The sequence below is a fragment of the Sphaerochaeta globosa str. Buddy genome, assembly GCF_000190435.1.
Lineage (GTDB): Bacteria > Spirochaetota > Spirochaetia > Sphaerochaetales > Sphaerochaetaceae > Sphaerochaeta > Sphaerochaeta globosa.
Window position 1 is genome coordinate 1,385,647 of sequence record NC_015152.1, and the last position, 21,637, is coordinate 1,407,283.

A 21,637-nucleotide genomic window follows, 5' to 3' on the forward strand; every position below is an offset into this window, starting at 1 on the left:
ATGCAATGGGGATTGACCATCGGATCCGTGTATTTCAACTCAATTGACATCATTGTCTTCGTACTGGCAATTATTGGGGGCATTGCAGATACCCTTACCGGGTTCGCCGATGCATTCTCACACCGCAGCGGGTACATCGTCGGATTTTTCTCTGGTCTTATGTTCACCCGCATTATTGCTGACCTGTTCACTCAGTCCTTTGCCTTGCCGCCGCTTCTTTCCAGCTTGATCGCCTTTGTTATCCTGTTCCTTATCGGCTACGGCTTGACGCGCATCGTTGGCAATCTGCTGGAAACCGCCCTCAATGCCACCGGTCTTAAGGCAGTGAATGGGCTTCTTGGGTTTTTGTGGGGTGTCATCGAGGTTGTTATCGCTGCAAGTGTTGTCATCTATGTGCTTGAGTTGCAAAAAGTATTTGACCTCTCACCGATTTTCGATGCAAGCCAGTTTGTGATCAATATCGTCCGACCCTTGGTACCCGACACAGTGAATTGGTTCTCATCCTCATTACAGGTAGCCCATGTTTGAAAAGCTTGAACCCTTTCAGCGCGCCTTGGCGGAACAGATGCGCACGCAGATTGAAGGCGGTACATTCAGTCAGGTGAATTTGTTCGGAGGACCACGCTACAGTCTCAGAATGAGCTTTGCCTTGGAGGCAGCCCGCATTCTCTCCTGCAACGATCAGGGCCTGGAAGGTTGTACGTGTGGAAGTTGCCGTAAATTTGCAACCCTTTCTGCTTCAAATGTCTTGGTGGTAAGCCAGCGGGATCACAAAAGCATGATCGAGACCAACCTGTCCGCCTTCATGCGTCAATGCAACGAGTTTTCAAAAATCCAGGTAATTCGGAGCATTCGCATCCTACTACTTCAGTATAATAGCTTTTTCACTCCGGCAAACCCTACCCAGAATACTGCTTTCGATGCAGCCGCTGCAGTCAATGAGTTGCTCATTTCCCTCAGCCAAGAAAAGGATCTGGGACCCAAGGAAGCAAAAAAATGGGCTGACGACCTTCGTTCTGCCCTCAAGAGTCTGTATGCGGCCAGCCGCAAGAATACCACGATCACCATCGGTCAGGTACGGGCGGTGGATGAATGGGTAAACCAAACCAGCATGGGCTCAAGCAAGCGATTCATTATTCTTGAAGCGATGGAACAGACCAATGTCTCTGCGCGCAATAGTCTGCTTAAGATTTTGGAAGAACCGCCGGAGGATACTTATTTCTTTCTTATCAGCGAATTTCCCAACCGTATTATGAGTACCATCCTTTCTCGGGTGAGAAGGTATGCATTCCCTCCGTTGGGAAAAGAAGCGGTTGGCCGCTATCTAGAGCCGTATTACCTCCATGACAAGGAATATGAGAGCTTGGAACAGTTCTACCTTGAAGGCGGGGGTATGGACCTCCAAAAGAATCGCCAGATCGCCAGCATGATTTTTTCATCAGTACAGAGCAACCGGTATATAAGCCTTGGCGATTTACAGCAGTTACTCTCCAATGTTGATGACATGGACAGTTATGAGTACGTGTTGCGATCGTTTTTGGACCAGCTCTCGCTTGAACTGGAAGAGGGAAACCTTGCCACAGATTTGGCCTACAAGCTCTCCAATCTGGTGAGCAGCAGTTTTTCGGAGGGGCAGTTGTACAATCAGAACGGGCGTCTGATGTTGGAGTCCTTGTACTACCGTTTGATGGAGGCGCGATGAAAAACTTTGTCCAACGGGCAATCCAGAAGATTGACCAACTCGATTCGAAGCAGATTGTAGACATCATGCGCTCCCAGGCAGGCGATGTCGAAATGTTGGAGAATGTCCTGGAATCGATTCACGACGGGGTGATCCTCACCGACGAGAAGCTGACTGTCCTGTATGCAAATTCCAACTGTAGAACGCTTGTACCCATGGCTCGATTTCGCTCCTATGAAGGGTTCGCCCTTTCCAAAGTGCTCGATGACGAGCATGTCTTGCGGTATATAAACCTTTCGGTGCAGCAGAAGGCAGCTGACGAGAATAATGAGTTTACGTTCCAGAAAGGCGATACGCTTCAGACCATCGCCGTAACGGTCTTTTCCTATAAGAGCAATAACGAGCGTATCCGATCGTCCTATGTGGTTATGTTCAGTGATGTCACCGAACATAATGCCAATGAGGCCAGACTTAGAAGAAGCGAAAACCTTGCTTCAATGACCACCATGGCAGCCGGTGTCGCGCATGAGATCAAGAATCCTTTGGCTGCCATGGCCATCCACTTGCAACTGCTGCGAAAGGCGTTCGGCCGAAAGGAATCACTTACCTTGGACGATGCCCAGCGGTACCTGGACGTTCTGGATGAGGAAATAAGCAGGCTCAATTCAATTGTGGTGGACTTCCTCTTTGCCGTCAGGCCCATGGATACCCGTCTGCGTTTGGCTCAGATTACGCGTACGCTCGAGGAAGTCACCAACTTTGTGATGCCCGAGCTCTCTGAGCATCATGTACGAATGAAGCTGGATCTTCCAACCTCGTTGCCTAAATTGGAATTTGATGAGCATCTGATCAAGCAAGCCCTCCTAAACCTTATCAAGAATGCAATGAATGCGATGGAAGGAGGCGGCATGATCATCCTTCAAGTACGGCATGACCAAAACCAGGTCCTTCTGAAGGTAATCGATACCGGAATCGGGATGGATGAGCAGACACAACAAAAAATCTTTGAACCTTACTTTACCACCAAAGCAACGGGAACAGGCCTTGGCTTGACTGTCGTGTATAAAATTATGAAGGAACATAAAGGCGATATCACGGTCCAAAGCAAGTTGGGAGAGGGAACCACTTTCACCCTTTACTTTCCAGTACCCAAGAGCGAGCGGCTCGCTTTGGACAGTCAGGCTATGACGGAGGCAAACTATGAAGCGTAGCATCCTTATCTGTGATGATGAGAAAAATATCCGAAGCGGTTTGGCCATGGCAATGGAGCTCGAAGGGTATGAGAGCGTCCAGGCTTCCGATGGCCAGGAAGCTTGGGAGAAAATAAACAAATTGGGGGTGGACTTGGTCATCACCGACCTTCGGATGCCCAAAATGAGCGGAGAGGACCTGCTGAAAAAAATAAGCGGAGCCTACCCGCGCATGCCGGTGATCATTCTTACCGGGCATGGGACCATCGAAACCGCTGTTGAAGCAATGCGGGGTGGGGCGGTCGACTTCTTCACCAAGCCCGTGGATTTGGACCGGCTGTCGCTGGTTGTCAAAAAAGCCCTCTCGGATACCGACCTCTATGCTGAACATGAACGACTGAAGGAAGAGGTGGAACAATTACGGGCACGCAACCGCTATGACCGCATTATCGGCAAAAGCCAGAAAATGGTGGAGTTGATGGATACCGTCAGCCAGGTGGCTACGACCAAGGCTTCAGTTCTCATCACCGGAGAAAGCGGGGTGGGCAAGGAACTGGTCGCCGACGCCATTCATGAACTCAGCAACCGCAGCAAGGGTCCGTTCATCAAGGTGCATTGTGCCGCCCTTACCGCAAGTCTGTTGGAAAGCGAACTTTTCGGACACGAGAAAGGCTCTTTCACCGGAGCGGTCAAGGAGAAAAAGGGACGATTTGAACTAGCCGACGGGGGAACGATTTTCCTCGATGAAATCGGGGAGATCGACGCTCCGACCCAGGTCAAACTACTCAGGGTATTGCAGGAGAAGCAATTTGAGCGGGTAGGGGGTGAGAAGTCAATCACCGTTGATGTTCGCATCGTATGCGCCACCAACCGTGATCTGCCCAAAGAAATTGAGAAGGGAAACTTTCGTGAGGACCTGTACTACCGCTTGAACGTAGTACACCTTGAAGTCCCCCCCCTGAGGGAACGCAAGGATGATATTCCCCTGCTGATGACCAGTTTCCTGCAGCTGTTCAACCAAGAAAATGGAAGAAGCATTGAGGCTTTCTCCAATCAGGCCAAGCGAGCAATACTCAGCTATGAGTGGCCGGGAAACATCAGGGAGTTGCGCAATTGCATAGAAAGTGCCGTAGTATTGGCTAGGACGACCATTATTGATATTGAGGACCTGCCGGTGCATATCGGCAAGGCCCAGAACACCAGCAGCGTTTCACTGGAAGTCGGCATCACTCTTGCCGAAGCAGAGAAACAGTTGATTATCTCCACCCTTGCCTCGTGTGCAGGGAACAAGACAAAAGCGGCCGAAGTATTGGGTATCGGACGCAAAACCTTGCACCGCAAGCTACAGGAATATCACATTGACGAAGCATGACATTTACGAGATCTTCGATAAGGGAGGTCTGCTTGAGAAGAACTTTCCCGGGTACGAATACCGGGAAGGCCAGCTTTTGATGGCTGAAATGGTTCGAGAAAGCTATGAGACCAATGCCATTTCGGCCATTGAGGCGGGAACCGGCATCGGTAAATCCTTTGCGTACCTGGCGGTCGCTCTGTACAATGCGATGAGCAGTCCCGATGAGCGGACCGTCATTGCAACCAGCACGATCAACTTGCAGAAGCAGTTGTACGAAAAGGACATCCCGATGCTCTTTCGGTACCTCGGCTTTTCGTGCAAGACTGCCCTGGCCGTCGGTCGGAGCAACTATGTGTGCATTCTCAGGTTCGTACAGACTCGCGCCGAAGCCAGCTTGCTCAGCCAGGATCCGATGAGTGAACTCTATCAGGTCGGGCAGTGGATCAAGAAAGCAGAGACAGGCCTGTTTGCCGATTATCCTTCACGGTTGAGCTTTGAGCTGCGTTCTGAAATTTGCTGTGATGGGGATTTATGTCCCAATCATAGTTGTGAGTATTTCAAGGAGTGCTTCTTCTTCAAGGCCAAAGCAAAGGCCAAGGAAGCAAAAATCATTGTAAGCAACCACCACCTGCTCTTTACCGATGCCCAGAGCAGGTATATCAGCGATGTGGATTACACAGAGGAAATGATTCTTCCCCCCTTTAATCGCCTGATCATTGACGAGGCTCACAATATTGAATCGAATGCCACTGAGTATTTTACCGATGAGTATGACTCCAGGGAAATGTTGCGTCAGATTCACCGAATCCAGCGTACCGGAAAGTACAGCAGTAAGTCCCTGCTCGAACAACTCGGCGAGTACAGCACTGAAGTGGACATCATCGACCGCATTCAGGATGATATTCACCTGTTTATGCAGGAAGTCGGTACCCTGGACCAATACCTGCTTGCCGTCTTTCAGAAAAATGACTTCCAACCTGTTCTTATCAAGGTGGAACAACAGGGTCGTCTTGCTGATTTTGTGAAGGCAGCCGCCTCGGTTGCCGAGGCTAGCGGTCGGTTGGCAGCAAAGATCAATGTATTTCTTGAACACAATAAAGCCCCCGAGGAATTGGATTCGAAGCTTGCCGAGTTGAAAGTACGCGGGACGAGAATTTCCATGATGAGCGAAGTGCTCACCCGTTTCTGCAACTTTGAGTTATGGCAGGATGAGGTCCACTGGTTCAATGCCGAATCGAACAACCGTGACCGGAATGTACAGGTTCGCATTACCCCTCTATCAATCGCTCCGTTGCTTGTAGATGCACTCTTTACCAAATTGGATACCGTGGTTTGCACCTCTGCAACCTTGGACTTGAGTGATCAGTTTGCCTTCTGGGCGAGTCGGGTGGGGCTGCCGTACGACGAGAGGCGCCCATTTTTGAAGGGCATATTTCTCTCTCCTTTCGACTATCAGAGTCATTTGATGCTTTTGACTCCCTCTGATGCTCCGCTTCCCGCCAAGGAGATGGAGAATCCCTATATCCAATATCTGGCTCAGACTATTTTCAAAGCAGTGCATAGTGCAGGCGGAGGGTCCTTGGTTCTTTTTACCTCCTACGTAATGCTCAAACAAATCAAGCTCATGCTTGCTTCCCAGTTTGAACAAGCGGGTATTACCTTGTTGGCGCAAGGAGACCTGGACCGTTACACCCTGCTCAATCGATTCATAGCAGAACAGGACAGTACGCTCTTTGCAACCTCATCCTTCTGGGAGGGGGTGGATGCCCCCGGCGATACGCTACGGATGGTTATCATTGTCAAGCTTCCGTTCACGGTTCCTTCCGATCCGGTATTCAAGGCACGGTGTGAGGCGATTGACAAGTCCGGCGGCAGTGGGTTTTACCAGCTGGCTTTGCAGTCGGCAACCATGAAACTCAAGCAAGGATTTGGCCGGTTGCTGCGTAGTACTGCAGACAGAGGTGTCGTGTTGATTCTCGACAGCAGGGTTGTCACGAAGAATTACGGAGTCTACATGCTGCGTTCACTTCCCGAGAGTTTTCATCCTGAGACGATGACCGAGGGACTCTGTGATAAAATTGAGAACTTTCTGTATGGTTGAAAACGAAAGGCTCTGACAATTTTCAGACGAGATACATTGAAATGACAAGAGAAACATAAAAAAGAGGTGGGAATTGCTTCCCACCTGCTTCTCGTATTCGCTTGTGCTACTCGATGATTGCCAGGACATCCTTCATGCTGAGGATTAGGTATTCCTTGCCATCCGACTTCACAGAAGTTCCGGCATACTTGTCGTGCATGACGCGATCGCCTTCCTTGACGGTCATCTTGACCTTGTCAGTCCCTTCACCGACTGCAACAACAGTACCGATCTGGGTCTTTTCCTGTGCTGTCTGAGGGATGTACAGACCGCTTGCCGTCTTCTCCTGCACCTCTTCAATTTTCACCAATACTCTGTCTGCCAAAGGCTTAATGGTCATTGTATCTTCCTCCAACCATAGGTAAATGTGATAGTGTTATTACGAGGGCTTCGCCTTCGCTTCAGATAATATAGTCAAAAGAAGCAAGACAGGCAAGCTGATTTGTGCAATACGCATGTAACGTGTGCAGAACATGCGCACTGCGAAAAAACAACGCTCTTTAGCTTGCCGTTATTAGGAGCCTTTACTATATTCTGTGTACGATGAAAAGGGAATATGGAATGGACGCACAACGAGAACTTACTACACAGCTAATGAAACAGCAAGAATATGTTTTTCTCAGTGCCAATGCAAGCTTTGAGCAGATTTGGAGACATTTTTATAATCTTGCTCATCTCTTTGCCAAATCACAGGATATGGCGAGCAGCCTGAACTGTTTCATCGATGTATTTCTGATCAGGGGAAATGAAATGTTCAACCCGGATAAGGAATGGCTCGATTTCTTCCGTCGCCAGTTTGCGATGTACCTGATGGGCAAGCGTTGCATCACCTGTTCCCTGAGTGAAGGGGATATGATTCACGATTTTCTGAAGATGGAGTACGAGCAGCTCAAGGAGCAACTCCAGGAGAGTGAGCTTCCCTTTGCTTCAGAGAATCTAACCCAGTGGTTCGCCTCCATCGAGCTCGATTTCCCGTGGCTGGTGGGTGATTGTGATCCGAAATGGTCGGTTGGTTGAGCTTTTGTGTTCACAATGGGTCAGAATGAACCGGAATATGGGGAACTTTTTGCCGATGTGTCAAAATAGACCAGTTTGGACTCGTTTTCCTCGTTGTATTTGGTGAAATTTGCCATTTGAAATTATACCCAATTAATTAAAAGTATATAAAATATAGAAATAATAGTTTTATATAAAACTTGGCACGTTAGTTGCATTTACCTTTCCAACGACCCAAAAGGGAGAATGCAACATGAAAACGAAACGCACCATGCTTAACCATACCGATGATTCTTATGCCTATGACGATGCAAATATACTGAGTATGTATCTGAAGGAAATCAACCAAATTCCTTTGCTTACCCCCCAAGAGGAACTTGTCCTTGCCAAGCGCGCCCAAAAGGGTGACGAATTCGCCCGCAAGCGCATGATTGAATCCAACCTTCGTTTTGTCGTGAATGTAGCCAAGAAATATCAGAATCAGGGTATGCCTTTGGTTGATTTAATCAATGAGGGAAACATCGGCTTGATGACAGCCTTGGAGAAATTCGATCCCGATAAGGGATATCATTTCATCAGTTATGCCGTCTGGTGGATTCGCCAGTCGATTATGAAAGCCATTAATGAAAAGAGCAGGGCGGTGCGTCTTCCGCTGAACCGGACCAATGAATTGCTGCAGATGCATAAGGCACAACGTTCGTTGATGAAGGATTTGAGCACCGACGACCCGAGTATGGAAGAGATCGGCACCCTTACCGGTTTTGACCCAAAGCACGTTTCCAACCTTCTCTCCATCAGCCGCGATCTGATAAGCTTGGATGCCCCGGTTTTTACCGACGGTAGTGCCAGCAATATCGGCGATTTCATTGAAGATGAGAGCCAGAACCCCGAGCAATCCTTGCTGGATGCTTCCTTGAAGGAAGATGTTCGTTCTCTGCTTGCCACCCTCAGTGACAAGGAACGCGATATTATCGAGCTCCGCTTCGGCCTGGAGGGAAAGACTCCGATGTCTCTGAAGGAAATCGGCGAGCTGTACAACCTTACCAAAGAGCGCATCCGCCAGATTGAGAAGAAGGCACTTGAGCGCTTGAGAAATCCGTCAAAAAGTAAGATGGTGGAAAGCTATATCGCATAACAGCACCCTAGGGTGTATCAATATAGATTGAAAAAGCCGGGCATATATGTGTCCGGTTTTTTCGTATTGACAGAGAGTTTCGTCCATGTTAGGATGCAGATAAGAAATTCGCATGCGAATAATTAAATTTGTATGCGAAACAAAGGAGGTTGTTGATGCGGGCTAAAGATACAGCGAACCATGTCTATACCTCCTTGCGCAAGGAAATCCTGAATCTTACCATCGTCCCGGCGCAAATGATGCGGGAACAGGATATTTGTGATCGATTTGAGGCTAGTAGGACTCCGGTACATGTTGCACTTGAGAGGCTTTGCGACGCAGGACTCTTGGAGTTCGTCCCCTACAAGGGAGTGCGGGCTACCTTGCTAAAGTTCTCCTTTATTTATCAGATTATTATGATGCGCACGGTTTTGGAGACCAAGGTCCTTACGCAGTTTTCCCAAAAGGCGGACCCCTTCGCCCTGGAGCGTTGCCGTCACATGCTGCGTAATCAGGAAATCTTGCTTGCCAGTGACCAATTTGAACCATCAGTGTTCTATGCAATCGATTCAGCACTCCATCAGACGTGGTTCAACGAAGTTGGATTTCCCTTGTTCTGGGATGCCATTCAGGATTCGGAAGTCTATTACACACGTTTTCGTATGCTTGACATTGTGGAGATGCATAATTTCAAGGAAATCGTACAGGAGCATGCAGTACTGCTTTCGCTGTTGGAAACACAGCAGTATGATCAAATGGAAGGGGTAATAACCTATCATTTATTTGGTGGGATTCGTCGTATGCAGCATATGCTGCAGTCGGATCTCAGTTCGTATTTCAGTGATGCACAAACCATCGGGTCGTACCTTGACAGAGTACTGTCGTTCAAGCGGCCGGATTGTCTTTCAGAGTAGGAGGAATTACATGGACATTCGTTATTCAACAGGAAAAGAGGCGTTCAAGCACATGACAACCGGTGAGCTGCGCAAAGAGTTTTTAATTCAGAACATCTTTGTTGCAGACGACGTGAGCGCAGTGTACTCGCACATCGACAGAATTGTGACCCTTGGGGCCATGCCGGTGAACAACAAAGTTGATCTTGCGAAGAATATCGACCCAATGAAGGACTTCGGCGTGAACTATTTCTTGGAGCGCCGCGAATTGGGAATCATCAACATCGGCGGCGACGGGGTGGTGCAGGCCGATGGGGTGACGTACAATCTGGTGCACTTCGATGGTCTGTACCTTCCCATGGGAACCAAGCAGGTCAGCTTGGCTAGCAAGGATGCCAAAAACCCGGCAAAGTACTATATGAGCAGCACCCCTGCCCATCAGGCTTTTCCTGCAAAACACATAGTATTTGCTGCAGCCAAGCATGTAAGCGCCGGCAATGTAGCCGACAGCAATAAGCGAACGATCAACCAATACATTCACCCGGATGTACTGGATACCTGCCAGTTGTCAATGGGGTTGACCCAGCTCGATGAGGGCAGCGTATGGAACACCATGCCGGCCCATACCCATGAACGGAGAATGGAAGTGTACTTCTACTTCGACATCAAGGAGAAGCAGACATTGTTCCACCTGTTCGGAGAACCCACTGAAACCAGACACATCGCCGTAGGCAATGAGGAAGCGGTAATCAATCCGTCATGGTCGATTCACAGTGGAGTGGGTACAAGCAATTATACGTTCATTTGGGCAATGTGTGGGGAAAACCGCACCTATACCGATATGGACTGGGTAGCAACTGAGGAGTTGAGGTAAGAACTATGGTAAACATGCAAGAGATGTTCTCCCTGAAGGGGAAAGTGGCTTGGGTAACCGGGGCAAGTTATGGGATCGGCTTTGCGATTGCAAGCGCCTATGCCCAAGCGGGTGCAAAGATTGCATTCAACGACATCAACCAGGATTTGGTGGACAAGGGAACAGCTGCCTACAAGGAAGCTGGTTTTGAGGCCAACGGCTATGTATGTGACGTAACCGATGAGGATGCCGTGGTAAGGACCAATGCCCAGATCACCAAGGACCTCGGGCCGGTCGACATCCTGGTGAACAACGCCGGGATCATCAAGCGCATCCCGATGCACGAAATGGCCGCAAGCGACTGGCGCAAGGTCATCGACATCGATCTTACCGCCCCGTTCATCGTCGCCAAGGCGGTGCTTCCTTCGATGATGGAGCGCCAGACGGGCAAGATCATCAACATCTGCTCGATGATGAGCGAGCTGGGACGCGAGACGGTCAGTGCTTATGCAGCGGCCAAGGGTGGGCTCAAGATGTTGACACGCAACATCGCCAGCGAGTACGGCAAGTACAACATCCAGTGCAACGGCATCGGGCCCGGCTATATCGCAACCCCCCAGACCGCCCCCCTGAGGGAACGGCAGGCCGATGGCAGCCGCCATCCGTTTGACTCGTTCATCGTGGCCAAGACACCGGCCGAGCGATGGGGAAACACCGAGGACCTTGAGGGTCCGGCCCTGTTCCTCGCCAGCAAGGCAAGTGACTTCGTCAATGGCCATGTGCTGTATGTCGACGGTGGCATTCTTGCCTATATCGGCAAGCAGCCCTGATTTAGGTCTCTCCCAAATACTCTGCACCCGTTTATTGCCAAGTGAGCAATGGCGGGTGTTTTTCTGTTTGTTGCTGTTTGTTGCATAAATTGCGGAATCTGTTGGTTCATATAGGGGAAACTACGTAATCCATGAATTGTAGAAAAAAACTTGCAAAAAGCCTAAAAATTTTGTAATGCGTTTGTTGTGAAAACTTATCTTGTATCCAAGAAAATTGGAATATTGTTCCAAAAAACAATTGAACAAATATTTATCTAATAAGAACTTGATTACCCGTTATTGCCGTTTTATTCCGTGATTTGATTGACAGGTGTCCGCCGAACAGATAGGATTTGTTCGTCTAGTATGAGAAAGAACAGGAGTCAAGTATGGCAGTAAAAAAAACAAAGTATGTCTATTTTTTCGGCTCCGGCAAGGCAGAAGGGACAGCTCAAATGAAAGAGCTGCTCGGTGGTAAAGGTGCAAACCTCGCCGACATGACCAGTATTGGTCTTCCCGTGCCTCCGGGCTTTACGATTAGCACTGAAGCGTGTGCGTATTATAGTTCCCATGAGGGATCCTATCCTGAGGGCCTGAGAGAACAGGTGCTTGAGAATCTTGCCAAGCTTGAAACCTTGATGGGTGCCAAGCTTGGGGACAATGAAAATCCCTTGCTTGTTTCGGTTCGCAGTGGTGCTGCACAGTCCATGCCCGGCATGATGGATACCATCCTCAACCTTGGACTGAATCCTAACAGTGTCAAGGCTTTGATCGCCAAGACCAACAACGAACGTTTTGCTTGGGACAGCTACCGCCGTTTCATGCAGATGTTCGGTGATGTTGTCATGGGTGTTCCCCATCACGAGTATGAAAGTGCCCTGCAGGATGTGAAGGATTCCAAGGGAAAGACGCTCGACACCGAACTTGACAGCAAGGACCTGCAGGAAGTAATCACCCGGTATCAGAGGCTATACAAGCGTTATACCGGTGAAGAATTCCCCGTTGATCCAATCGACCAGCTCTTTAAGAGCATCAACGCTGTTTTCCAGTCCTGGAATAATGAGAGAGCCATCAAGTATCGTCAGATGAATGATATCCGTGGATTGCTTGGTACTGCTGTCAATATTCAGAGCATGGTCTTTGGAAACATGGGCGAGTCCAGCGGCACCGGTGTCGCTTTTACCCGTGACCCTTCCACGGGAGAAAACCAGTTCTACGGTGAGTATTTGATGAATGCCCAGGGTGAAGACGTTGTCGCCGGTATCCGCACTCCCCAGTCCATCGATACCTTGAAGGCAGTCAATGCAGAAGTCTTCGACCAGTTGGTAGGAATCCGCTCCATTTTGGAGAAGCATTACAAGGACATGCAGGACATAGAGTTCACCATTCAGGAAGGCAAGTTGTACATGCTGCAGACCCGTAACGGCAAGCGCACGATTTTCAGCTGGCTCCGTTCCCAGGTTGACATGGTTGAAGAAGGCTTGATCGATAAGGAAACTGCAGTATCCAGAGTTCCTGCCGGCGAGTTCGGCAAACTGTTTGCTCCGATTCTTGACTCCAAGTATATCCGCGACAATGGTTTGAATGAAGTTACCCGTGGTTTGAATGCATCTCCCGGTGGTGCCTGCGGACAGATTTACTTTACTGCTGAAAAGGCTGAGGAAATGGCTGCCCTGGGCAAGGATGTCATTCTTGTCCGTTCAGAGACAAGTCCTGAGGATATTGGGGGCATGGCTGTTGCCAAGGGTGTTGTTACCTGCCGTGGTGGAATGACCAGCCATGCTGCTGTTGTCGCCCGTGGTATGGGTTGTCCTTGTGTCAGCGGTGCCGGTGATATTCATATCAATGAAGCAAAAAAGAATCTTGAAGTAAATGGAACCTACCTCAGTGAAGGTGACTACATGTCCATCGACGGGTTTACCGGAGCCGTCTATGGAACCAAGATTCCCGTGCGCTCCTCTGAGATTGTCCAAGTGCTCAACGGCCATATGAAAGAGAGTGAATCCAACCTCTTTCATAACTACAAGACCTTTATGGGCTACGTGCAGGAGCTGAAGAGACTTGGTGTCTATACAAATGCCGACACGCCCCACGATACCGAAATGGCTGTCGCCTTCGGTGCTGAGGGTATCGGTCTTTGCCGTACCGAGCACATGTTCTTCGGTGGAAACCGCATTATGTCGATTCGCAAGATGATTCTTGCAAACAATCTGGTGGAGCGGGAGAAAGCATTGGCTGAACTGCTTCCGATGCAGAGAGGTGACTTCGAAGCAATTTTCCTTGCACTGGAGGGAAGGCCTGCAACAATCCGATTGCTCGACCCGCCGCTTCATGAGTTCCTCCCCAACGACCACACCAGTCGCCATGAGTTGGCCCTGCAGATGGGTCTGACTGTTGAGGAAGTTGCCCAGAAGTCCAGTGCTTTGCATGAGTTCAACCCGATGCTCGGTTTCCGTGGTTGCCGACTTGCCATCATCTATCCTGAAATTCTCATGATGCAGGTGAGGGCGATCATTGAAGCAGCCATCAATGTAAAGCGCAAGGGAGTGGATGTAATGCCCGAGATCATGATTCCTTTGGTAGGCAACTACAAGGAGTTTGTGTTCTGTAAGAAACATGCACTTCAGGTCATTGAGAAGATTTTCAATGAACAGGGAATGCAGGTACATTACAAGATTGGAACGATGATCGAGGTTCCCAGAGCTGCAATCACCGCTGACGAAATTGCTCGTGAGGCAGAGTTCTTCAGCTTTGGTACGAACGACTTGACCCAGATGACCTGTGGTTTCAGCCGTGACGATGCAGCATCCTTCCTCGGTCCCTATGTGAACGATACAGATAAGCAGATTTATGACTACGATCCGTTTGCCACCATTGATATTGAAGGTGTAGGCAAGCTGGTGGACATGGCTGCAAAACTTGGTCGTTCCACCAATCCGGACATCAAGCTGGGTATCTGTGGCGAGCATGGTGGTGATCCCAAGACTATTGCGTTCTGCAATAAGGTCGGTTTGGATTATGTTTCCTGCTCTCCGTTCAGAGTTCCCATCGCCCGTCTTGCAGCAGCCCAGGCATCCATTGCCGCCAAAAAGGCTAAGTAAGCGATTGCAAATCAGTACATCACCCGGGCTTCGGCCCGGGTGATGTTGTCTTCGGGCAATAAAAACGGTTCCCGAAGGAACCGTGAGAGCCAAAAAAGGGAATTGAACCCTTGACCTGCTCATTACGAGTGAGCTGCTCTACCCCTGAGCTATTTTGGCAATGTAGGTAAAACAGGTGCATTTTACCCGAAAGAGGAAAGAAGGTAAAGATGGTATTTCCGTTATTGTACTTCCATAATCTTGCCTTGACCTTGGAGGCTTTTGTCTAGTACGCTTGCAACTGAAGAGGGAGTGCATTGAAAACACAAACATCGTTCAGCCATGCTGTCGCCCAGGAGGTGGTTGTTTTGCTGAATACTGAAAAACATGCTGTCGGAACCAAGGTAGGATTGAGCTGGCAACCTGATGTTGCCCAGTTTTTGTTGGATATGTTTCCGGACGCCTTGGAATATGGATTGCAGCTCAGTGACATTGCCCCGCTGGTCAGCGAGGATGAGTTCTCGTTCGATGATGAGGACTTTGATTTCCTTGATGACGATGATTTTTTAGATGAATTTGACGACGATGAGGACGACCCTTTATGAGAGTTCTGGGGATTGAAACTTCTTGCGATGAATGCTCTGCTGCAATCGTAGAGGACGGACATACCATCCTGAGCAACATTATTGCCACCCAGATCGAACTCCATAAACCCTATGAAGGGGTTGTTCCAGAGCTAGCCTCGCGTCTGCATACCCAGTGGATTGGAACGGTGGTGCAAACCGCCCTTCAGAAAGCCAACCTTAGTTCAGATGACATCGATGCAGTTGCCGTAACCAACCGACCTGGTCTGTTGGGCTCTCTTTTGGTAGGCTTGAGCTTTGCCAAGGGCTATGCAGCTTCCCTTGGGGTACCCTTTATCACCATCGACCATATCCGAGCACACTTATATGCCTCCCAGATTGAACACCCCTTGCAGTATCCTTACTTGGGGCTGTTGGTTAGCGGTGGTCATACCGTCATCTGCAGAGTCGATGGGTATGATGCAATTGAAGTCCTTGGTACAACCATCGATGACGCCATCGGCGAGGCCTTTGACAAGGTTGCAAAGCACTATGGGTTTGGATATCCGGGCGGAGTGGCTATTGACCGTCTGGCCAAGAAGGGTAATCCTCTCGCTTTTTTGTTTCCCGGTCCTACGTTGCATACCAAGGACCATCCGTATGATATTTCCTATAGTGGGTTGAAGACTGCAACGATCAACCAGCTGGATACGTTTTGGGATGGGAAGAGCGAAAAAAGTCCTGAAAATATTGCAGCATCCTTCCAGCGCAGTGCAGTAAACATGCTGATAAAGCGGGTGAAAGCTGCTTTGGAAGAGACAGGCCTGAAACGATTGAGTGCAGGAGGCGGGGTTGCTGCAAACAGCTACCTGAGAAGTGAATTGGAAACACTCAGGCTAGGCGGCTATGAGGTTTCTTTTCCGTCCCTGAAATTATGTACTGACAATGGAGCAATGATTGCTGCATTGGCATATCGCTATTTGAGCGATGGTATTCGATCAGATTTTTCCGAGTCGGCAAGTGCTCGGGTAACCGCATTTAAAAAACAATATTCCTGACGAGAGGCCCTATGGACGCACATTACGATTTAGACAGTGTAATTCGAAAGGTACCAAACTTCCCCAAGCAGGGAGTCCTCTATTATGACATTACCGGTATTCTTGCAGTACCGGAAGCGTTTAGCTACTGCATCGACCGGATGGAGCAGCTTTGCAAGCATCGCACCATCGATGCGATAGCTGCAGTAGAGGCACGTGGCTTCATATTTGCCGCACCGCTTGCCGAACGACTTGGTATACCCATGATCTTGGTACGAAAGATGGGCAAGCTGCCCAACAAGGTGTATACAAAGAGCTTCGAGCTGGAGTACGGCTGCGATGTGGTATGCGTCCAGGAAGTGGACATCCAAAAGGGTAGTCGTGTTCTGTTTGTCGATGACCTGATTGCAACAGGAGGCACTTTAAGGGCTGCTGCTTCCATGTTTGAAGAGCATGGAGCCAAGGTTGAAGGGTTTTTGGGAGTCATCGGGCTGCCGTTCCTCAACTATGACCGAGCCCTTGCCCCGTACCCGGTGGAAGTGCTGCAAGTCTATCACGGGGAGTAGGAATAATTTTCCTATCCCCTTGACAAAGCATACGCATTTCCGTATCCTACCACAGGATTTTCAAATTGGGATGTAGTGTAATGGTAACACTGCAGATTCTGGTTCTGCCTTTGGGGGTTCGAATCCCTCCATCCCAGGCATCGGTTCCTTCGTCTAATGGTTAGGACAGGAGATTCTCAGTCTCTAAATAGGGGTTCGATTCCCCTAGGAACTAAAACGAATGAGGAAGGGGCAACCTTGTAGGTTGCCCTTTTTTATCGCTATACTACGCATGAGGAACCACATACTATGATTACAGCGTCAAATATCGGTCTTTCTTACGGAACACAGGTTCTCTTTAAGGAAGTCAACATAAAATTCACTCCGGGCAACTGCTACGGTATCATCGGTGCCAATGGAGCCGGTAAGTCAACCTTCCTGAAGATCCTCTCCGGTGAGATCGAGTCCGATACCGGTGAAATCATCATCTCAACCGGCCAGCGTATGGCCGTCCTCAGGCAGGATCACTTCGCCTTCAACGACTATACAGTCCTTGAAACCGTCGTCATGGGGTATGAACAGCTCTATTCCGTGATGAAGGAACGGGACACCATCTATGCAAAAGAAGACTTCACCGAGGCTGACGGCCTTCGGGCTGCGGAACTCGAGGGAGATTTTGCCGACATGGGCGGTTGGGAAGCTGATGCACAGGCTGCCCAGATGCTCGATGGACTGGGAATTTCAACTGATTTGCAGCAAAAAAAGATGAGTGACGTTGAAGACAACATCAAGGTCCGTGTTCTGCTTGCCCAGGCCCTTTTCGGAAACCCTGACATTCTTTTGTTGGACGAACCGACCAACCACCTTGACCTTGAGTCAATTCATTGGCTTGAGGACTTCTTGGCCAACTTCGATAATACAGTTATCGTTGTCAGCCACGACCGTCACTTCCTCAATACCGTCTGTACCCATATTGCAGACATCGACTTCGGCAAAATCCTGCTCTATGTCGGCAACTATGACTTCTGGTATCTGTCCAGTCAGCTGGCTGCCAAGCAGATGAAGGACGATAAGAAGCGCCGTGAGGAGAAAATCTCCGAACTGAAAGAATTCATTCTCCGCTTCTCCAGCAACGTGGCAAAAGCCAAGCAGGCTACCAGCAGAAAGAAGCTGATCGACAAGCTCACCATCGATGACATCAAACCCTCCAGTCGCAGGTTTCCCTATGTGGCCTTCAAGCCGCTTCGCGAATGCGGTAAGAACATCCTGGAGGTCAAGGGCCTTACCAAGGTGATCGAAGGAGAGAAAATCCTCGACAACTTCGATTTGGTGCTCAACAGTGGTGATAAAGTGGCCTTTGTCGGTCCTAATCACTATGCAAAGACAATCCTTTTTGAAATTCTCACCGGCAACATCAAACCTGACAGTGGTACCTTTACCTGGGGTGTAACCACCAGTCTTTCCTATTTCCCCAAGAACAACAGCCATCTGTTCAGCGAACATGTTTCCATTACCGACTGGCTACGCACCTACAGCGAGGACAAGGACGATACCTACATCCGATCATTCCTTGGGCGTATGCTGTTCAGTGGTGATGAAGCGTTGAAGGATTGTACGGTTCTCAGCGGTGGAGAGAAAGTCCGATGTGTCCTGTCGCGCATGATGCTCGAGCAGGCCAACTGTCTCATCTTCGATGAACCCACCAGTCATTTGGATTTGGAGGCTATCACGGCGCTCAACGACGGTCTGATTGATTTTACCGGCGTGTTGCTCTTCAACAGCCATGACCACCAGTTTGTCGAGTCCATTGCTAATCGTATTATTGAATTCACTCCAAATGGTGTCATTGACAGGATGATGAGCTTTGAGGAGTATTTCAGTGATGATACCATTAAGGCTCTGCGTGATGAGAAGTACAGCGGATCACACCACGCAATCGCACTCTAGGGAGGCTGTATGCTGGTAGCGGTAGATATCGGAAACTCAAACATAGTCATTGCGGTCCATGATGGAAATAAGTGGGTGCAATCATTTCGAATCTACAGCGACCAGAAAAAAACCAGTGATGAGTATTTTGTCGTCCTGGATAGCCTGATGAGTCATGCAGGCCTGCATAAGCATGATATCAATAAAGCGGTGATCAGTTCGGTTGTACCGAATCTGACCCGCTCCATGCAGAAAAACATCACCCGGCTCTTCGATGTCCAACCTTTGATGGTTGATCATAGTGTGGAGACGGGACTGAGGAAAGAGACGATTCCTCCAGAATTGGGAAGCGACTTGCTTGCCAATGCGGCGCAGGCGCATTACATGCATCCCAACGAACCTGTGGTTGTTGTTGACTTCGGTACCGCCCTTACATTGACCACGGTCGACAGCGACGGTTCAGTCCTTGGTGCTTCCATCGCCCCTGGTTTGGTGACTGCGGTGAATGCCTTGTTCGGCAATACCGCCCAATTGCCCCAGGTCGAGTTGAAAATCCCTGCTACAGCAATCGGAAGAAACAGTCAGGAATCAATCCGAAGCGGTATTATGTTCGGGTATGCCGGTATGGTGAAAGCCATTATAGAGCGTACCGAACAGGAGCTGGGACGGGAGGTCTTCGTCATTGCGACCGGAGGCCTTACCCATACCATTGCTCCCTTGATCGACCGGATCAATCATATCTCGGTAATGCATACCCTTGATGGGCTGCGTTTGATCAGCGAATTAAACTAGAAGACAAAGACACCTTTTCTCATTACGGCAAAACTTCTTTTGTCGAACGTGGTTGCATCGATATCCATATCTTTCGAACCAATCATGAAATCGATATGCATCAGACTTGTGTTGCATCCAGCTTCGTGTAGTTGCTCGTCGGTCGAAAGTGCAGATCCGTTAGCCAAGGCAGTGGGGTAGCCGTCCCCAAGGGCGAGGTGGCAACTGGCATTCTCATCCAGCAGGATTGAGTTGAAGATGAGATTGCTCTGTGCAATGGGACTTGTTTCATCCACCAAAGCCACTTCCCCGAGTCGGCGGGTTCCCTCATCGATGGAGAAGAAGGAATCGAGAGCTTCTTTCCCTTCCTTTGCTGAATAGTCAACAACTTTCCCTTCTTCGAATACGAACCTTACTTCCTCGGTTTTAACATCCAACACGGTTACGGGCTTGGTAGTGGTCACATACCCTTGTGCACGCATTCTATCGGGAGTGGTGAAAATCTCTTCGGTAGGAAGGTTTGCAAAGAATTGAAGCCCGTCCTGCATGGACTCAGCTCCACCGGTGAAGCGAGCTTGGTTGGTGAATCCGATGGTAAGGTCGGTTTTGCTGCTTTTAAAGTGCAACTCTTCGATGCCCTGCTCGTTGAGGTATCCCCGACGTCGGTCGAGCATTGCTTTCTTCTGTTCCCAAGCAAGAGCCGGATCTGGTGTATCCAGCAGAAGAATAGGCGTAAGGACGTCCATGAGGTCCTCGGTAGTGGCGTTGTCTCCAAGCACCTGCTTTGCCCACAATGGGCCGGGAGCACAACACACACACCAAGCAAGTTGGCTGCGCATGAGTTTTTTGCTGCGGGCTTCATGGAACCTGCGTTTGGCCTTGCCCAGTATTTGATTCTTAGCCTGGTCGAGCTCGGCGTGATCAAGACGCTCCTCAGTGGAATCAATGCGAATATAGGACCAACCTTCGGTGCACATCTCATAGTCGAGTGCTTTCATGTATGCCGGATTGAACGTCAGTTGCTCCTCGTTCTGGGCTTGCAACCGTGAGGAAAGCACATCCAGGTCATCAAGAATTACCTGCACATAAGTTGCTCCATGCCTGTACGCTGATTTGCTGAGCTCTCGGGCGAAGTAGTAGGTTCCGGGTCCGGTCAGGATGAATACGTTCTTGCCTTGCTGAAGATTGATGCCTTTCTCAATAATAAGGTCTGCATAGGTAGAAATGAGTTTTTGGTCCATGTCTGTGCTCCTAAAGATTGTAAACCCCGTCGATCATGACTTCATGGGTTTGACCGTCATCGGTCGTAAGATTGATGGCAAGCTGGCTGTCTCCCACCGGAATCTCCAGTCTCACCAATGATTCGCAAAGTTTGCTCTTCTTGATATCCTCATCATCACTCTGTCCGGTCAGGGTATCGAGGGAGAACCCTCCCAAAATTATGGTTGTGGTAATTTCCTTGCCAAAATGCGGGTGAATGGATTTTTGCAGATACCTGCTTTCAATTGTATCGTTGTCGGCAAGCGATAGTTCACTGACATGCCTCGCCCCTTCGTCGATGTTGAAGAAGGCATCGAGGGCCGGTTTTCCTGTGTCTGCTTGCCAATCGGTAACCTTACCGTCCTGGACGGTAAATCTTGCACCTGTTACTTCGGTTCCCAACACATACAAAGGCCGGGAAGCCGCGAAACTGCCTTGGGCGGTAAAGCAGTCCAAGGATGCATGGAGACTTTGGATGGGAAGCTGGGGTAGGAAGTACCGTTTGCTTGCCAACACGGTTCGTCCTCCGGCCCATACGGTATCCCTGGCAATCTCAGCTTCGAGCTGCCAACCATCGGAAACAAAGTTGACATGAGCATGGCCGAGCTTGTTCAAAGATTGCTTGCGATATTCCAGCAAATTTCCCTGCTCCTCCCAGAATGAGGAAGCCCATTCACCATCAAGACGATATAAGGAACTGAACAGCTTCCACATCTCTTCTTCACTTGCCGCTTTGCCCAATAGTTCCATAGCCCAACGAAGACCGGGAAAGGGGATATTTGCCCAGGGAACGGCGATGCGGCGATCGAGAAAGACAGGATCGCTGAGGTGCCCGAATTTTGAAATGGTACCTACTTCCGAGGTAGCCTCAAGCAGATTGCTATCTACCAAATAGGGATTTGCATCGAGATCGAAAAGATGGCACATGACCACTGTGTGGATGGCGGGTCGGAATATTTCTTTTTCAACAGGATCTATTGGGTAAGCTTGAACAACTTTTCCATGATTGGTTTCAACAATCGTCACGCTTTGGCGAGTCGATAAACAAGCCTCCCTGGCTAATAAGCGGGCGAATTGCATAGTATTTGCTTCGGTGTTGATCGACAGACTGTCGCCTTCGGTCAGTTTAAGTTGCACCTTGATAATGAGTTGTGCATACCTTTTGAGTAAGAGTTCCATGAATCCTCCAATACCATTCAATACTATAGCAAATTTGTCAGACGGAATACACCCAATATACAGGTCAGACAAGGAAAAACCCACACGCATCTGTGTGGGTTTTGCTTGAGCGCCCAACGGGAGTCGAACCCGCTTCTTCAGCTTGGAAGGCTGAGGTAATACCATTATACGATAGGCGCAGTCGGTCAGTACGGTGTTTTTATAAAGTATTCTGAATTCTTCGTCAAGTACCTGTAGTTGACAGAG

Annotated in this window: 19 protein-coding genes and 4 tRNA genes; 18 read left to right on the top strand and 5 right to left on the bottom strand. The window is 49.3% G+C overall.

Going from position 1 to position 21,637, the window contains the following annotated elements; translation table 11 throughout:
- Genes SPIBUDDY_RS06505 through SPIBUDDY_RS06525 form a run of 5 tightly spaced genes read left to right on the top strand, consistent with a single transcriptional unit; the run spans position 1 to position 6,326 of the window.
- Complete coding sequence (locus tag SPIBUDDY_RS06505) at positions 1–528, top strand: CvpA family protein (protein WP_013606955.1); 528 nt, start codon at positions 1–3, stop codon at positions 526–528.
- Positions 521–1,702, top strand: coding sequence for a DNA polymerase III subunit delta' (locus SPIBUDDY_RS06510; RefSeq protein ID WP_013606956.1), 1,182 nt, complete (start codon positions 521–523; stop codon positions 1,700–1,702). Before SPIBUDDY_RS06505 ends, SPIBUDDY_RS06510 begins: the two co-directional genes overlap by 8 nt.
- Complete coding sequence (locus SPIBUDDY_RS06515) at positions 1,699–2,892, top strand: two-component system sensor histidine kinase NtrB (RefSeq protein ID WP_013606957.1); 1,194 nt, start codon at positions 1,699–1,701, stop codon at positions 2,890–2,892. Before SPIBUDDY_RS06510 ends, SPIBUDDY_RS06515 begins: the two co-directional genes overlap by 4 nt.
- Positions 2,882–4,243 carry a sigma-54-dependent transcriptional regulator gene (locus SPIBUDDY_RS06520; protein ID WP_013606958.1) on the top strand — a complete coding sequence of 454 codons (1,362 nt, stop codon included), beginning with the start codon at positions 2,882–2,884 and terminating at the stop codon, positions 4,241–4,243. The genes SPIBUDDY_RS06515 and SPIBUDDY_RS06520 overlap by 11 nt, the downstream gene beginning before the upstream one ends.
- Positions 4,230–6,326, top strand: a complete 2,097-nt coding sequence (locus SPIBUDDY_RS06525) for an ATP-dependent DNA helicase (RefSeq protein WP_013606959.1) — start codon at positions 4,230–4,232, stop codon at positions 6,324–6,326. Before SPIBUDDY_RS06520 ends, SPIBUDDY_RS06525 begins: the two co-directional genes overlap by 14 nt.
- A 106-nt stretch (positions 6,327–6,432) precedes the next feature.
- On the opposite strand, the gene SPIBUDDY_RS06530 is transcribed toward SPIBUDDY_RS06525, so the two are convergent.
- On the bottom strand, positions 6,433–6,705 hold the full coding sequence (locus SPIBUDDY_RS06530; protein ID WP_013606960.1) for a co-chaperone GroES: 273 nt from the start codon (positions 6,703–6,705) through the stop codon (positions 6,433–6,435).
- Between the two features lie 221 nt (positions 6,706–6,926).
- Here SPIBUDDY_RS06530 and SPIBUDDY_RS06535 point away from each other — a divergent pair, with 221 nt between their 5' ends.
- The 6 genes from SPIBUDDY_RS06535 (at position 6,927) to ppdK (ending at position 14,131) form a co-directional block, all read left to right on the top strand.
- Positions 6,927–7,382, top strand: a complete 456-nt coding sequence (locus SPIBUDDY_RS06535) for a hypothetical protein (RefSeq protein ID WP_013606961.1) — start codon at positions 6,927–6,929, stop codon at positions 7,380–7,382.
- Between the two features lie 232 nt (positions 7,383–7,614).
- Positions 7,615–8,496, top strand: a complete 882-nt coding sequence (locus SPIBUDDY_RS06540; RefSeq protein ID WP_013606962.1) for a sigma-70 family RNA polymerase sigma factor — start codon at positions 7,615–7,617, stop codon at positions 8,494–8,496.
- Positions 8,497–8,651: 155 nt separating this feature from the next.
- Positions 8,652–9,389: a GntR family transcriptional regulator gene (locus SPIBUDDY_RS06545; protein WP_013606963.1), complete on the top strand. Its 738-nt coding sequence runs from the start codon at positions 8,652–8,654 to the stop codon at positions 9,387–9,389.
- A gap of 10 nt (positions 9,390–9,399) precedes the next feature.
- Positions 9,400–10,242 carry a 5-dehydro-4-deoxy-D-glucuronate isomerase gene (gene kduI, locus SPIBUDDY_RS06550; protein WP_013606964.1) on the top strand — a complete coding sequence of 281 codons (843 nt, stop codon included), beginning with the start codon at positions 9,400–9,402 and terminating at the stop codon, positions 10,240–10,242.
- Positions 10,243–10,247: 5 nt separating this feature from the next.
- Complete coding sequence (locus SPIBUDDY_RS06555) at positions 10,248–11,051, top strand: gluconate 5-dehydrogenase (RefSeq protein ID WP_013606965.1); 804 nt, start codon at positions 10,248–10,250, stop codon at positions 11,049–11,051.
- Positions 11,052–11,419: 368 nt separating this feature from the next.
- Positions 11,420–14,131, top strand: a complete 2,712-nt coding sequence (gene ppdK, locus SPIBUDDY_RS06560) for a pyruvate, phosphate dikinase (protein ID WP_013606966.1) — start codon at positions 11,420–11,422, stop codon at positions 14,129–14,131.
- Between the two features lie 87 nt (positions 14,132–14,218).
- Here the strand turns inward: ppdK and SPIBUDDY_RS06565 are convergent.
- Positions 14,219–14,290 (bottom strand) — tRNA-Thr (locus tag SPIBUDDY_RS06565).
- Positions 14,291–14,427: 137 nt separating this feature from the next.
- Between SPIBUDDY_RS06565 and SPIBUDDY_RS06570 the strand changes: the two genes are divergently transcribed.
- The 7 genes from SPIBUDDY_RS06570 to SPIBUDDY_RS06600 all read left to right on the top strand — a co-directional run bounded on the left by SPIBUDDY_RS06570 (position 14,428) and on the right by SPIBUDDY_RS06600 (position 18,973).
- Positions 14,428–14,715 carry a hypothetical protein gene (locus SPIBUDDY_RS06570; protein ID WP_013606967.1) on the top strand — a complete coding sequence of 96 codons (288 nt, stop codon included), beginning with the start codon at positions 14,428–14,430 and terminating at the stop codon, positions 14,713–14,715.
- On the top strand, positions 14,712–15,731 hold the full coding sequence (gene tsaD / locus SPIBUDDY_RS06575) for a tRNA (adenosine(37)-N6)-threonylcarbamoyltransferase complex transferase subunit TsaD (protein ID WP_013606968.1): 1,020 nt from the start codon (positions 14,712–14,714) through the stop codon (positions 15,729–15,731). Before SPIBUDDY_RS06570 ends, tsaD begins: the two co-directional genes overlap by 4 nt.
- An 11-nt stretch (positions 15,732–15,742) precedes the next feature.
- Entirely contained in the window at positions 15,743–16,276 is a 534-nt protein-coding gene (locus SPIBUDDY_RS06580; protein WP_013606969.1) for an adenine phosphoribosyltransferase, read from the top strand.
- 66 nt (positions 16,277–16,342) lie between these two features.
- Positions 16,343–16,413, top strand: a tRNA-Gln gene (locus SPIBUDDY_RS06585).
- 5 nt (positions 16,414–16,418) lie between these two features.
- Positions 16,419–16,490 (top strand) — tRNA-Glu (locus tag SPIBUDDY_RS06590).
- A gap of 74 nt (positions 16,491–16,564) precedes the next feature.
- Positions 16,565–18,202: an ABC-F family ATP-binding cassette domain-containing protein gene (locus SPIBUDDY_RS06595; RefSeq protein ID WP_013606970.1), complete on the top strand. Its 1,638-nt coding sequence runs from the start codon at positions 16,565–16,567 to the stop codon at positions 18,200–18,202.
- 9 nt (positions 18,203–18,211) lie between these two features.
- Positions 18,212–18,973 carry a type III pantothenate kinase gene (locus SPIBUDDY_RS06600; RefSeq protein WP_013606971.1) on the top strand — a complete coding sequence of 254 codons (762 nt, stop codon included), beginning with the start codon at positions 18,212–18,214 and terminating at the stop codon, positions 18,971–18,973.
- Here the strand turns inward: SPIBUDDY_RS06600 and SPIBUDDY_RS06605 are convergent.
- The 3 genes from SPIBUDDY_RS06605 to SPIBUDDY_RS06615 all read right to left on the bottom strand — a co-directional run bounded on the left by SPIBUDDY_RS06605 (position 18,970) and on the right by SPIBUDDY_RS06615 (position 21,570).
- On the bottom strand, positions 18,970–20,193 hold the full coding sequence (locus SPIBUDDY_RS06605) for an aminopeptidase (RefSeq protein ID WP_013606972.1): 1,224 nt from the start codon (positions 20,191–20,193) through the stop codon (positions 18,970–18,972). The genes SPIBUDDY_RS06600 and SPIBUDDY_RS06605 overlap by 4 nt on opposite strands.
- 10 nt (positions 20,194–20,203) lie before the next feature.
- On the bottom strand, positions 20,204–21,391 hold the full coding sequence (locus SPIBUDDY_RS16010; RefSeq protein ID WP_041381164.1) for an aminopeptidase: 1,188 nt from the start codon (positions 21,389–21,391) through the stop codon (positions 20,204–20,206).
- 108 nt (positions 21,392–21,499) lie between these two features.
- Positions 21,500–21,570 (bottom strand) — tRNA-Gly (locus SPIBUDDY_RS06615).
- Positions 21,571–21,637 lie beyond the last annotated feature (67 nt).

Bases quoted from the DNA above. Each gene is read 5' to 3' on its own strand.
- SPIBUDDY_RS06505 (WP_013606955.1), top strand. From the start codon at position 1: ATGCAATGGGGATTGACCATCGGATCCGTGTATTTCAACTCAATTGAC.
- SPIBUDDY_RS06510 (WP_013606956.1), top strand. From the start codon at position 521: ATGTTTGAAAAGCTTGAACCCTTTCAGCGCGCCTTGGCGGAACAGATG.
- SPIBUDDY_RS06515 (WP_013606957.1), top strand. From the start codon at position 1,699: ATGAAAAACTTTGTCCAACGGGCAATCCAGAAGATTGACCAACTCGAT.
- SPIBUDDY_RS06520 (WP_013606958.1), top strand. From the start codon at position 2,882: ATGAAGCGTAGCATCCTTATCTGTGATGATGAGAAAAATATCCGAAGC.
- SPIBUDDY_RS06530 (WP_013606960.1), bottom strand. From the start codon at position 6,705: ATGACCATTAAGCCTTTGGCAGACAGAGTATTGGTGAAAATTGAAGAG.
- SPIBUDDY_RS06535 (WP_013606961.1), top strand. From the start codon at position 6,927: ATGGACGCACAACGAGAACTTACTACACAGCTAATGAAACAGCAAGAA.
- SPIBUDDY_RS06540 (WP_013606962.1), top strand. From the start codon at position 7,615: ATGAAAACGAAACGCACCATGCTTAACCATACCGATGATTCTTATGCC.
- SPIBUDDY_RS06545 (WP_013606963.1), top strand. From the start codon at position 8,652: ATGCGGGCTAAAGATACAGCGAACCATGTCTATACCTCCTTGCGCAAG.
- kduI (WP_013606964.1), top strand. From the start codon at position 9,400: ATGGACATTCGTTATTCAACAGGAAAAGAGGCGTTCAAGCACATGACA.
- SPIBUDDY_RS06555 (WP_013606965.1), top strand. From the start codon at position 10,248: ATGGTAAACATGCAAGAGATGTTCTCCCTGAAGGGGAAAGTGGCTTGG.
- ppdK (WP_013606966.1), top strand. From the start codon at position 11,420: ATGGCAGTAAAAAAAACAAAGTATGTCTATTTTTTCGGCTCCGGCAAG.
- tsaD (WP_013606968.1), top strand. From the start codon at position 14,712: ATGAGAGTTCTGGGGATTGAAACTTCTTGCGATGAATGCTCTGCTGCA.
- SPIBUDDY_RS06580 (WP_013606969.1), top strand. From the start codon at position 15,743: ATGGACGCACATTACGATTTAGACAGTGTAATTCGAAAGGTACCAAAC.
- SPIBUDDY_RS06595 (WP_013606970.1), top strand. From the start codon at position 16,565: ATGATTACAGCGTCAAATATCGGTCTTTCTTACGGAACACAGGTTCTC.
- SPIBUDDY_RS06600 (WP_013606971.1), top strand. From the start codon at position 18,212: ATGCTGGTAGCGGTAGATATCGGAAACTCAAACATAGTCATTGCGGTC.
- SPIBUDDY_RS06605 (WP_013606972.1), bottom strand. From the start codon at position 20,193: ATGGACCAAAAACTCATTTCTACCTATGCAGACCTTATTATTGAGAAA.
- SPIBUDDY_RS16010 (WP_041381164.1), bottom strand. From the start codon at position 21,391: ATGGAACTCTTACTCAAAAGGTATGCACAACTCATTATCAAGGTGCAA.